The 13,025-nt window shown below is 43.6% G+C and carries 7 protein-coding genes; 5 read left to right on the forward strand and 2 right to left on the reverse strand.

Features of this window, described 5'->3' with window-relative positions; translation table 11 throughout:
- Positions 1 to 110: 110 nt before the first annotated feature.
- Positions 111 to 1,955: a glutamine--fructose-6-phosphate transaminase (isomerizing) gene (gene glmS / locus DW173_RS09865; RefSeq protein ID WP_004315736.1), complete on the reverse strand. Its 1,845-nt coding sequence runs from the start codon at positions 1,953 to 1,955 to the stop codon at positions 111 to 113.
- A 362-nt stretch (positions 1,956 to 2,317) separates the two neighbouring features.
- Here glmS and gltB point away from each other — a divergent pair, with 362 nt between their 5' ends.
- From gltB to DW173_RS09885, 4 genes are all read left to right on the forward strand, one after another.
- Entirely contained in the window at positions 2,318 to 6,922 is a 4,605-nt protein-coding gene (gltB, locus tag DW173_RS09870) for a glutamate synthase large subunit (protein WP_120144375.1), read from the forward strand.
- Positions 6,923 to 7,043: 121 nt separating this feature from the next.
- On the forward strand, positions 7,044 to 8,384 hold the full coding sequence (locus tag DW173_RS09875; protein ID WP_049702578.1) for a glutamate synthase subunit beta: 1,341 nt from the start codon (positions 7,044 to 7,046) through the stop codon (positions 8,382 to 8,384).
- Positions 8,385 to 8,598: 214 nt separating this feature from the next.
- Complete coding sequence (gene asnB, locus DW173_RS09880) at positions 8,599 to 10,266, forward strand: asparagine synthase B (RefSeq protein WP_120144376.1); 1,668 nt, start codon at positions 8,599 to 8,601, stop codon at positions 10,264 to 10,266.
- A gap of 172 nt (positions 10,267 to 10,438) precedes the next feature.
- Positions 10,439 to 11,206, forward strand: a complete 768-nt coding sequence (locus DW173_RS09885; RefSeq protein WP_167509152.1) for a glycerophosphodiester phosphodiesterase family protein — start codon at positions 10,439 to 10,441, stop codon at positions 11,204 to 11,206.
- Between the two features lie 245 nt (positions 11,207 to 11,451).
- Here DW173_RS09885 and DW173_RS09890 read toward each other — a convergent pair whose 3' ends face one another.
- Positions 11,452 to 11,748 (reverse strand): thioredoxin family protein, encoded by a 297-nt coding sequence (locus DW173_RS09890; RefSeq protein ID WP_015530958.1) that lies wholly within the window; start codon positions 11,746 to 11,748, stop codon positions 11,452 to 11,454.
- Between the two features lie 414 nt (positions 11,749 to 12,162).
- Between DW173_RS09890 and dapF the strand changes: the two genes are divergently transcribed.
- Positions 12,163 to 12,978 carry a diaminopimelate epimerase gene (gene dapF, locus DW173_RS09895; RefSeq protein WP_074910638.1) on the forward strand — a complete coding sequence of 272 codons (816 nt, stop codon included), beginning with the start codon at positions 12,163 to 12,165 and terminating at the stop codon, positions 12,976 to 12,978.
- The last annotated feature ends 47 nt before the right edge of the window (positions 12,979 to 13,025 follow it).

Consider the following 13,025-nt stretch of genomic DNA (forward strand, 5'->3'; position numbering starts at 1 on the left):
CTATACTATTTACGATTTAAATTACCACCTGCCAATCAAACAACTTACTATCTATCATTGATTCTTCAATCGTAAATAGTAAATAGTAAATTGTCTAATTGTAAATCACATTACTCCACCGTTACCGACTTCGCCAGATTTCTCGGCTGGTCTACATCCATCCCCTTACATACCGCAATGTGATAAGCAAGAAGTTGGAGAGGTACCGTAGTAATTAACGGATCGAGACACTCTATTGTTTCAGGAAGTTCGATACTACAATCGGCAATCTTGCTGATAACCGTATCTCCCTTCGTAACGAATGCAATCACTTTTCCCTTCCTCGCCTTGATCTCCTGAATATTACTTAGCACTTTTTCGTACAGTCCATTCTGCGTAGCAATCACCACTACCGGCATTTCCGCGTCAATCAAGGCAATCGGCCCGTGCTTCATCTCGGCAGCCGGATAACCTTCGGCGTGAATATACGATATTTCTTTCAATTTCAATGCACCTTCCAAGGCAACAGGATAACTATATCCGCGTCCCAGGTAAATAAAGTTATGCGCATACGTGAAAGTTTTCGATAATTCCGCCAGGGTATCATTCAGTTTCAGCACCTCTTTCATCTTCTCCGGAATATGATTTAATTCCTGTACTATTGAAAGATAATGCCGTTCGTCAATTGTTCCTTTCGCTTTGGCAAGCGTCAATGCCAGCATTGCCAACACAGTGACCTGTCCGGTAAACGCTTTGGTGGAAGCGACTCCGATTTCCGGACCTACGTGGATATACGAACCGGTGTGAGTAGCACGGGGAATAGAAGACCCGATAGCATTACAAATACCATATATAAATGCTCCGCGGCTTTTTGCCAATTCCACAGCAGCCAAAGTATCCGCAGTCTCACCGCTTTGGGAGATTGCTATCACTACATCCTGCCCGTCAATTACCGGATCACGGTAACGGAATTCGGAAGCATACTCCACTTCCACCGGTATGCGGCAGAAACTTTCAATCAGATGCTTACCAATCAGTCCGGCATGCCAGGAAGTTCCGCAGGCAACGATAATAAACCGCTTGGCATTCAGTAGCTTTTCCCGATGATCGATCACAGCGGAAAGTACCACATTGTCTGCTTCCACATTGATACGTCCGCGCATACAATCATGAATACAATCGGGCTGTTCGAAAATCTCTTTCAACATAAAATGCGGATATCCCCCCTTTTCCAGCTGGCCGAGATTAAGCTCTACCTTTTTAATTTCAGGTGTCATTTCAACATTACTCAAGTTGACCACCTTCAATTCTTTTCCCAGATGGAGAACAGCAATTTCTCCGTCTTCCAGATAAACCACCTTATCTGTATATTCTACAATCGGAGTGGCATCCGAAGCAAGGAAGAACTCGTCCGCTCCAATCCCCACTACCAGCGGGCTGCTCTTACGGGCAGCAATAATCTCATCGGGATGCTCTTTATCAAGAATCGCAATCGCATAGGCACCAATCACTTCTCCCAACGCCAATTGAACGGCTGTCAGCAAACTGACTTGATTAGTGACTTTCATGTATTCTATTAATTGAACAAGGACTTCGGTATCTGTACTACTTTTAAAAATATAGCCTTTGGCTTGAAGTTTTTCTTTGAGAACGGCGTAGTTTTCAATAATACCGTTATGAATGAGAGCGAGCTTTTCGGAAGAAGAGTAATGAGGGTGGGCGTTAGCGGAACAAGGTTCCCCGTGAGTAGCCCAACGAGTATGGGCAATTCCGATTGTACCGGAAATATCTTTTTGTGTGACGAAATTTTCAAGATCGGAGACTTTTCCTTTCGTCTTATACACATTTAACTGTCGGTCATCACTGATGATTGCTACCCCCGCGCTATCATATCCACGATACTCCAGTCGCTTCAGCCCTTTTATAAGGATAGGGTAGGCTTTTCGTTTACCAATATAGCCTACTATTCCACACATATTATGATATTTTTATTTCGACTGCAAATATACACATTACAAATAACATAAAGACAACAAAAAGCATATTTATTTGACAGAAACGCATAAAAAAGTTGTAAACACATCAAAAAGTTAAATAATATATTATTTTTAGCTCAAAAAGAAACAAATTACAATTAACTCACCATTAACCTAAAAGAGCTAACAAATTAAAAGTAAATATCCTTCTTTTAATTACAAATTAGAAGAAGACAGGCTCTTCTTTTAATTTCGCGTTACAGAAAACTTGTATTTTACTGTCATTTTGAAATTAAACCACTAACTTTGCCGAACAAATTGACACTTCAATTAGGTATTATCATACAATAAAGCTAGTAAGAATGAAGAAACAAGAACTTTTTAACAACGTAACAGAAGGATCCCCTTACCAACGACAGCCCAAACAGATGGGCTTGTACAATGCGGCATACGAACACGATGCCTGCGGTGTTGGTATGCTGGTAAACATTCATGGAGAAAAGTCACACGACATTGTTGAGTCGGCTTTAAAGGTATTAGAGAACATGCGCCACCGTGGCGCCGAAGGTGCGGATAACAAAACCGGCGACGGTGCAGGTATCATGCTGCAAATTCCGCATGAGTTTATTTTATTGCAAGGTATTCCTGTACCCGAAAAAGGACGGTACGGCACAGGATTGCTATTTTTGCCGAAAAATGAGAAAGACCAGGCAGCCATTTTAAGTATCATTATTGAAGAAATTGAAAAAGAAGGACTCACATTGATGCATCTGCGCAATGTGCCCACCTGCCCTGAAATTCTAGGAGAATCTGCCTTGGCAAACGAACCTGACATCAAGCAGGTGTTTATCACCGGATTTACAGAAACGGAAACGGCCGACCGGAAGTTATATCTGATCCGGAAAAGAATCGAGAATAAGGTCAGACTGTCATCCATTCCGACAAAGGACGATTTTTATGTTGTTTCGCTTTCTACAAAAAACATTATATATAAAGGTATGCTTTCGTCGTTGCAACTGCGCAACTACTATCCGGACCTGACGAATAGCTATTTTACCAGCGGACTGGCACTGGTGCACTCCCGTTTCAGTACCAACACATTCCCTACATGGGGATTGGCACAACCATTCCGCCTTCTGGCACACAACGGTGAAATCAACACGATCCGTGGTAACCGCGGATGGATGGAAGCCCGCGAAAGCGTACTCTCCACTCCTACCTTGGGTGACATAAAAGAACTTCGCCCGATTATACAACCGGGCATGAGCGACAGTGCTTCCCTGGATAATGTACTGGAGTTCCTGGTGATGTCGGGATTGAGCCTGCCACACGCCATGGCTATGCTCGTGCCGGAATCTTTCAACGAAAAGAATCCCATCAGCGAGGATCTGAAATCATTCTACGAATACCACTCTATCCTGATGGAACCGTGGGACGGACCGGCTGCACTTCTCTTCAGTGACGGACGATTTGCCGGAGGTATGCTCGACCGCAACGGTCTGCGCCCTGCCCGTTATCTGATTACTAAAAACGATATGATGGTAGTGGCTTCGGAAGTCGGTGTGATGGATTTCGAACCGGGAGACATCAAAGAAAAAGGTCGCTTACAGCCCGGTAAGATTTTGCTGGTAGATACAGAAAAAGGTGAAATTTATTATGATGGCGAACTGAAAAAACAGTTGGCTGAAGCCAAACCTTACCGCACCTGGTTGTCTACGAACCGAATCGAACTGGATGAACTGAAGAGCGGACGCAAAGTACCTCATCATGTAGAAAACTACGACTGTATGCTTCGCACTTTCGGCTACTCCAAAGAGGATATCGAAAAACTGATTATGCCGATGGCAAGCACCGGAGCAGAACCGATCCATTCAATGGGTAATGATACTCCGTTAGCTGTACTTTCGGATAAGCCGCAATTGCTTTACAACTATTTCCGGCAGCAATTTGCACAAGTGACCAATCCTCCCATCGACCCGCTCCGCGAAGAACTGGTAATGTCATTGACAGAATACATCGGGGCAGTCGGCATGAATATCCTGACACCCAGTGAGAGTCATTGCAAAATGGTCCGCCTCAATCATCCGATTTTGAGCAACACACAACTGGATATTCTTTGTAATATCCGCTATAAAGGTTTCAAAACAGTCAAACTGCCCATGTTATTTGAAGCGGAGAAAGGGAAAGCCGGATTGCAGGAGGCACTGAACAGCCTCTGTAAAATGGCGGAAGAATCTGTGACGGAAGGCGTAAACTACATTGTCCTGACCGACCGTGACGTGGATATTACCCATGCCGCTATTCCTTCATTGCTGGCGGTAAGCGCCGTTCATCACCATCTGATTTCAGTCGGCAAACGTGTACAAACAGCATTGATTGTAGAAAGCGGTGAAATACGTGAGGTGATGCACGCTGCGTTATTACTGGGGTTCGGAGCAAGTGCCCTGAATCCTTACATGGCATTCGCCGTTCTCGACCGCTTGGTTAAAGACAGGGATATTCAGTTGGATTATGCCACTGCTGAAAAGAATTATATCAAATCCATCTGCAAAGGCTTGTTTAAAATCATGAGCAAAATGGGGATCTCTACCATCCGCTCTTATCGTGGCGCAAAAATCTTCGAAGCTGTCGGTTTGAGCGAAGAATTGAGTAAGGCCTATTTCGGTGGACTCGGTTCGCCCATCGGAGGTATTCGCCTGGAAGAAATAGCCAGAGATGCCATTGCTTTCCACAAGGAAGGAGTGGGAGAAGTTGAGAGTGAAGAGTTGAGAGTGGAGAGTGAGGCTCCGCATGGCAACTCTCAACTCTCAACTCTCCATTCTCAACTTCTTACCGGTTTGTATGCTTTCCGTAAAGACGGAGAAGAGCATGCATGGAATCCGGAAACAATCAGTACACTGCAATTGGCTACACGGATGGGGAGTTATAAAAAGTTTAAAGAATATACTCATTTGGTAGACGAAAAAGAGAAGCCTATTTTCCTTCGTGACTTCTTGGGATTCCGTCGTGATCCGATTTCGATCGATCAGGTAGAACCGGTGGAAAACATTCTGCATCGTTTCGTCACGGGGGCCATGTCTTTTGGTTCTATCAGCAAAGAGGCTCATGAGGCAATGGCTATTGCCATGAATAAAATTCACGGACGCAGTAATACCGGTGAAGGTGGTGAGGACGCTGCCCGTTTCCAACCACTGCCCGATGGCAGTTCCTTACGAAGTGCAATCAAGCAGGTAGCTTCCGGACGTTTCGGTGTAACGGCAGAATATTTGGTTAATGCGGACGAGATTCAGATTAAGATAGCACAGGGGGCAAAGCCGGGTGAAGGCGGACAACTTCCGGGATTTAAAGTGAATGATGTGATTGCAAAAACACGCCATTCCATTCCGGGAATTTCACTGATTTCTCCCCCACCTCATCATGATATTTATTCGATTGAGGATTTGGCACAATTAATCTTCGATCTGAAAAATGTAAATCCACAGGCCAAAATCAGTGTGAAACTGGTAGCAGAAAGCGGCGTCGGTACAATTGCCGCCGGGGTGGCAAAAGCAAAGGCGGACCTGATTGTCATCTCCGGTGCTGAAGGGGGAACAGGTGCTTCTCCAGCTTCTTCTATCCGTTATGCGGGCATCTCACCGGAATTGGGATTGAGCGAGACACAACAAACATTGGTTTTGAACGGACTTCGTGGTCAAGTAGCTCTGCAAGCCGACGGACAACTGAAAACCGGACGTGACATCATCTTAATGGCGCTAATGGGTGCCGAAGAATATGGCTTCGCCACCTCGGCATTGATTGTATTAGGGTGTGTAATGATGCGCAAATGCCATCAGAATACTTGTCCGGTGGGAGTTGCCACACAGAATGAGGAATTACGTAAACGCTTTCATGGGCGTAGTGAATATTTGGTAAATTTCTTCACATTCCTGGCGCAGGAGGTCCGCGAGCATTTGGCCGAAATGGGATTCACCAGGATGGATGATATTATCGGGCGCACAGACTTGATCGAACGCAAATCCGTTGCCAATGACCCGAATCCGAAACATGCGTTAATCGACTTCACCAAATTGCTGGCACGCATTGATAACAACGCGGCTATCCGCCATGTCATCGATCAAGACCACGGTGTTTCTACTGTAAAGGATGTAACCCTCATTGATGCGGCACAGGAAGCTATTGAACATGAAAAAGAGATTTCTTTAGAATATACGATTGCCAATACAGACCGTGCAATAGGTGCGATGCTCTCCGGAGTGATTGCCAAGAAATACGGTGCCAAAGGATTGCCGGAACATACGCTGAATGTGAAGTTCAAAGGATCGGCAGGTCAGTCTTTCGGGGCTTTCCTCGTACCAGGAGTTAACTTTAAACTGGAAGGTGAAGCAAACGATTATCTGGGTAAAGGATTGAGCGGCGGACGCATCTCCGTATTGCCTCCTATCCGCAGCAACTTCGAAGCCGAAAAGAATACAATTGCCGGTAATACCTTGCTTTATGGAGCAACAAGCGGTGAAGTATATATCAACGGTCGTGTAGGAGAACGTTTCGCAGTTCGTAACTCCGGTGCAGTTGCCGTAGTGGAAGGTGTGGGCGACCATTGTTGCGAATACATGACGGGAGGTCGTGTGGTAGTCCTCGGACAAACCGGACGTAACTTTGCAGCCGGTATGAGTGGCGGTGTGGCTTATGTATGGAACAAGGATGGCAACTTCGATTATTTCTGCAACATGGAAATGGTGGAACTGTCACTCATCGAAGAAGCCAGCTACCGGAAGGAGCTACACGAACTAATCCGCCAACATTATCTGTACACAGGCTCAAAACTAGCCCGTACCATGCTTGACAACTGGAATCATTATGCAGAACAGTTCATCCAAGTAGTACCCATCGAATACAAAAAAGTATTGCAGGAGGAACAGATGAGAAAATTACAACAAAAAATTGCAGACATGCAAAGAGACTATTAGATTTACAATTTGACTATTTACAATTTACTATTTGAATGTATAGTCGGTAAATAGTCAAATAGCAAATGACAAGATAGTCTGGAAATAGTAAATAGTAAATCGTCAAATAGTAAATAACAAGATGGGAGATCCTAAAGCATTTCTAAATATACCTCGACAAGAGGCGGGATACCGCCCTGTAAACGAGCGAATCGCTGACTATAGTCAAGTAGAACAGACTTTGAATACAAACAGCCGTAAATTGCAGGCGTCACGCTGTATGGATTGCGGCGTACCTTTCTGTCATTGGGCATGCCCGATAGGAAATAAACAACCGGAATGGCAGGATGCATTATACAGGGGAAAATGGAAGGAGGCATACGAAGTATTGTCGTCTACTTGCGATTTTCCGGAATTTACGGGACGTATTTGTCCTGCCCTTTGCGAGAAATCGTGTGTGTTGAAACTTTCCTGCGATCAGCCGGTGACTATTCGCGAAAATGAAGCAGCTATCGTGGAAGCGGCTTTTCGTGAAGGATATATACAGGTAAAGACGCCGAGAAGAAACGGAAAGAAAGTGGCGGTGATTGGTGCGGGCCCTGCCGGATTGGTAGTGGCTAATCAGCTGAATTTAAAAGGATATAGCGTTACTTTATTCGATAAGGATGAAGCGCCCGGAGGGTTATTACGGTTCGGTATTCCTAATTTCAAACTGGATAAGAATGTAATTGACCGACGGATGAAGATATTGGCTGCAGAAGGAATACTGTTTGAGATGGGAGTAGAAATAGACATCAATCATTTGCCGGAAGGATTCGACGCTTACTGCATCTGTACCGGAACGCCGACTGCACGTGATTTGAGTATTCCGGGACGTGAACTGAAAGGCATCCATTTCGCACTTGAAATGCTGGCACAGCAGAACAGGATTCTGGCAGGACAGACTTTCCCGAAAGATAAATTGGTGAATGCCAAAGGCAAAAAAGTACTTGTGATAGGTGGCGGAGATACCGGTTCCGACTGCATCGGAACCAGTGTGAGACAGGGAGCCGTCAGCGTCACTCAAATCGAAATCATGCCGAAACCTCCTGTCGGCTACAATCCGGCTACTCCTTGGCCACAATGGCCGGCAGTCTTCAAAACGACTTCCAGCCATGAAGAAGGTTGTACACGCCGCTGGTGCCTGGCTTCCAATCAGTTCCTCGGAAAGAATGGAAAAGTGACAGGTGTAGAAGTGGAAGAAGTGGAATGGATTCCGGCAGCAGATGGCGGACGTCCCACGATGAAACCAACAGGGAAGAAGGAAGTCATCGAAGCTGATATGGTATTATTGGCAATGGGATTCCTGAAACCGGAGCAACCGAAATTTGCAAAGAATGTATTCCTTGCCGGTGATGCCGAGACTGGCGCCAGCCTGGTGGTACGCGCCATGGCGGGAGGACGAAAGGCTGCTGCGGAAATAGATGCTTATCTAATACAATAAGTTTTGCAACAGTGTACAACAAGAAGCTCGATTGCTATTATCGGTTCGTTCCATATCTGTGGAACTAAAGGATAACAGATATGGAACTAAAGGGAAACAGTTGTGGAACTAAACGATAACAATTATGGAACGAATTAAGAATAGCTAATCAGCTTCTTAGAAATAGCGAATAAACAATCAACAGATTACATTACCCCCTCTAAAAATTAAAGTTATGTGTGGAATAGCAGGTATACTCAACATCAAAGTTCAAACGAAAGAACTAAGAGATAAAGCACTGAAAATGGCCCAGAAGATCCGTCATCGCGGACCGGACTGGAGCGGAATCTATGTAGGCGGAAGTGCCATCCTGGCACACGAACGTCTTTCCATTGTCGACCCGCAGAGTGGCGGACAACCGTTATACTCTCCCGATCGTAAACAGGTGCTCGCCGTCAACGGTGAGATTTACAATCACCGTGATATTCGTGCTAAATATGCGGGAAAATATAACTTTCAAACCGGAAGTGACTGTGAGGTAATTCTTGCCCTTTACAAAGATAAAGGCATCCATTTTTTGGAAGATATCAGCGGTATCTTCGCTTTCGTGCTTTATGATGAGGAAAAGGATGAATTTTTGATTGCCCGCGATCCGATAGGGGTTATTCCTTTATATATAGGAAAAGATAAAGAGGGAAAAATCTACTTCGGCAGCGAGTTGAAAGCTCTCGAAGGATTTTGTGACGAATATGAAGTATTCCTTCCCGGACATTATTTCTATAGTAAAGAGGGAAAAATGAAACGTTGGTATTCGCGCGACTGGACAGAATATGAAACCGTCAAAGAGAATGATGCACAAACCGAGGATGTGAAAGTGGCATTGGAAGAGGCTGTGCACCGCCAGTTAATGAGTGACGTACCGTATGGAGTGTTGCTTTCGGGCGGGTTGGATAGTTCTGTTATCTCTGCTATTGCCAAAAAATATGCTGCAAAACGTATAGAAACAGACGGTGCAAGCGATGCATGGTGGCCTCAACTCCACTCTTTCGCCATCGGTCTAAAGGGTGCCCCCGATTTGATTAAAGCGCGTGAGGTGGCCGAATATATCGGTACCGTCCATCATGAGATCAACTACACCGTTCAGGAAGGTCTGGATGCTGTTCGCGACGTAATTTATTTCATCGAGACGTATGATGTAACTACCGTACGCGCTTCCACTCCCATGTATTTATTGGCGCGTGTCATTAAATCAATGGGAATCAAAATGGTGTTGAGCGGTGAAGGTGCTGATGAAGTTTTCGGGGGGTATCTGTACTTCCATAAGGCCCCCACTCCACAGGCATTTCACGAAGAAACAGTACGTAAACTTTCAAAGTTGCACATGTACGATTGTCTCCGTGCCAATAAAAGTTTGTCAGCATGGGGAGTAGAAGGACGCGTCCCTTTCCTTGATAAAGAATTTCTCGACGTGGCAATGAACCTGAACCCGAAAGCTAAAATGTGCCCCGGAAAAAACATCGAGAAACGAATTGTTCGCGAAGCCTTTGCCGATATGTTACCGGAAAGTGTGACTTGGAGACAGAAAGAGCAGTTCAGTGACGGTGTAGGATATTCATGGATTGACACATTGAGAGAAATCACAGCAGTTGCCGTGAGCGATGAGCAAATGGAACATGCTGCCGAACGTTTCCCGATCAATACGCCACAAAACAAAGAAGAGTACTACTATCGTAGCATTTTCGAAGAGCATTTCCCCAGTGAAAGCGCAGCACGCACCGTCCCCAGTGTTCCGAGTGTAGCCTGCTCCACAGCAGAAGCACTGGCATGGGATATCGCTTTCAGGAATCTGAATGAACCTAGCGGACGTGCAGTGAAAGGAATACATGAAGAGGCCTATACTTAACTGATAAAAAATAACGGAAACAGCAAATTCTGTTATTCTTTTGTAGCATTTCTATTCTAAAATCCCAAGGATTAACGCAGATTAGCATATTATCGGCTGATTTGCGTTTTCTTTTTTATAATTTTGAGGCCAAACCCAATTAAATCTATCAAACTTTTAAAAGATCAAACAAATGAATTTAAAAAAAATGATGATGGCTTCTGCCCTTCTAATGGCTGCTTGTTGTATGCAGGCACAGACAAAAGTGATAGCTCACCGCGGTTTCTGGAAAACTCCGGGATCATCGCAGAACAGTATTTCATCACTTCTAAAAGCAGATTCCATCGGTTGTTACGGTTCAGAATTTGACGTATGGATCGCGAAGGACAACAAGTTAGTGGTTAACCATGATCCTGTATATAAGATGAGGCCGATGGAATATTCCAAAGGTGATGCGCTGACCGGACTTAAATTATCCAACGGAGAAAACTTACCCAGCCTGGAACAGTATCTGGAAACCGGAAAAAACTGTAAAACCCAATTGATTCTCGAACTGAAAGCACATAACAACAAGAAACGTGAGACTAAAGCGGTGCAAGGAATTGTTGCCATGGTAAAGAAAATGGGACTGGAAAACCGTATGGAATATATCACGTTCTCTCTACATGCCATGAAAGAGTTTATCCGTCTGGCTCCTGCCGGTACTCCGGTATATTACCTTAACGGAGAATTGTCTCCCAAAGAGCTGAAAGAACTGGGTGCTGCCGGTCTGGACTATCACATGGGAGTGATCAAGAAACACCCCGAATGGATCAAAGAAGCTCACGACCTCGGCTTGAAAGTCAACGTATGGACAGTAGACGAAGTAGAAGATATGAAATGGCTGATCGAACAAAAGGTAGATTTCATCACCACTAACGAACCGGTCATCTTACAAGAAGAACTTAAAAAGCTTCAATAAGAAAAAATATTCACATATTAAAGAATTTAATATCTGGCTTTAAGGAAACGGAATCTTCCTTTAAAAGAAACAGATTGTTTCTCGGTGTCAAACGGGTGTTTCCTTTAAAAGGAAACACCCGTTTCTTTAAATGAAAAAATGCTCTTCTATAATACTCTTAATACCAACACTTTAGAAATATCAATCTTTTAACGAAAAAAGAAAAGAGTCCTTTTTATGAATACCAATAAAAGATTACAGACAATTCATTGAAAATCATCCAATACCTCTTTTAATTCTTCTACCGTAAGCTCTCCTACCTGCCTCCAAAGTTCATGACTCTTATGCAATAGAAGGAAAGCCGGTACTGTTTCCACATTATGCGCATCAGCAATTGCTCTATTCTCTTCTGCATTCACTCTAATCAATTCCACAGTTCTCTTTTCGTAAGTTCGAAGCACAGGCCCTATCCACTCATAATGAGGGGACCAATCAGCATAGAACACCACCAACACCAAATGGTTGGTTTTAACTGCTGTTTCTAATTGTTTCTCTATATTCATATCGCTACGTTTTTATATTAATGATAGTGCTAAAACAATGAATACAGAAAAAGGTTCTTCAAAACACTCCGCGAACAATATGATAGAAAAATAAGGATTTTCACTTTCATATCGTCAAAAGAAAAAAGATATATTTCTTGTTTTTATAACTGGTTTTATGGATTATCAGGACTAAATATTCTTCATATATTATGAAAGAATATGCAAAGCAATTCGCTCAAATAACAGTTTATTAATATATGAATATATATAATTCCAAATTATAACTAAACATAGCCGTATGAAAGGCAATTATAAGTTCACAGAAAATTAATAGAGATTAGACATACTTTTCAATAAAATATAAAGCAAAAAGTCATATCTTTGCATTGTAATAAAACAAAAAGATACAACAACCAATAAATACCAATCAAAATGACAACAAGAATTAAGTTCACTAAAATGCATGGAGCAGGAAATGACTACATATATGTAGATACGACCAGATATCCGATAGCAGACCCTGAAAAGAAAGCGATCGAATGGAGCAAGTTTCATACAGGAATCGGAAGCGATGGACTAATATTGATTGGTGTCTCTGATAAAGCGGATTTCAGTATGCGTATTTTCAATGCCGACGGTTCGGAAGCAATGATGTGTGGTAATGGTAGCCGCTGCGTAGGCAAATATGTATATGAATACGGATTGACTGATAAAACAGAAATAACTTTGGATACACTATCGGGAATTAAAATTCTGAAATTGCAGGTAGAGGGAAAAACAGTCAGTACAGTCACCGTAGATATGGGCAGTCCGCAAGAAACAGGAGAGATTGATTGGGGAAAGAAATATCCTTTCCAATCTACTAAAGTATCAATGGGTAATCCTCATCTCGTCACATTTGTTGATGACATTACCCGAATTAATCTGCCGGAAATCGGTCCTGAACTGGAGAATCATCCTCTCTTTCCCGACAGAACGAATGTAGAGTTTGCACAGATCGTCGGTAAAGACACCATACGAATGAGAGTATGGGAAAGAGGATCGGGAATTACTCAAGCTTGCGGAACAGGTGCCTGCGCCACAGCAGTAGCCGCCTTCATCAACGGACTTGCAGGAAGAAAAAGCGATGTGATAATGGATGGAGGGACAGTTACCATCGAATGGGATGAAACCTCCGGACATATATTAATGACCGGACCGGCAACCAAGGTTTTCGATGGGGAAATTGTTGAAGAAGTTGAGAGTTGAGAATGGAGAGTTGAGAATGAATAGTAATAGAAACTTAAAACAATAAC

The organism is Bacteroides sp. AM16-13 (assembly GCF_003602705.1).
In the GTDB taxonomy this organism is placed as follows: Bacteria; Bacteroidota; Bacteroidia; order Bacteroidales; family Bacteroidaceae; genus Bacteroides; species Bacteroides xylanisolvens.

Bases quoted from the DNA above. Each gene is read 5' to 3' on its own strand.
- dapF (WP_074910638.1), top strand. From the start codon at position 12,163: ATGACAACAAGAATTAAGTTCACTAAAATGCATGGAGCAGGAAATGAC.
- gltB (WP_120144375.1), top strand. From the start codon at position 2,318: ATGAAGAAACAAGAACTTTTTAACAACGTAACAGAAGGATCCCCTTAC.
- glmS (WP_004315736.1), bottom strand. From the start codon at position 1,955: ATGTGTGGAATAGTAGGCTATATTGGTAAACGAAAAGCCTACCCTATC.
- asnB (WP_120144376.1), top strand. From the start codon at position 8,599: ATGTGTGGAATAGCAGGTATACTCAACATCAAAGTTCAAACGAAAGAA.
- DW173_RS09885 (WP_167509152.1), top strand. From the start codon at position 10,439: ATGAATTTAAAAAAAATGATGATGGCTTCTGCCCTTCTAATGGCTGCT.
- DW173_RS09890 (WP_015530958.1), bottom strand. From the start codon at position 11,748: ATGAATATAGAGAAACAATTAGAAACAGCAGTTAAAACCAACCATTTG.
- DW173_RS09875 (WP_049702578.1), top strand. From the start codon at position 7,044: ATGGGAGATCCTAAAGCATTTCTAAATATACCTCGACAAGAGGCGGGA.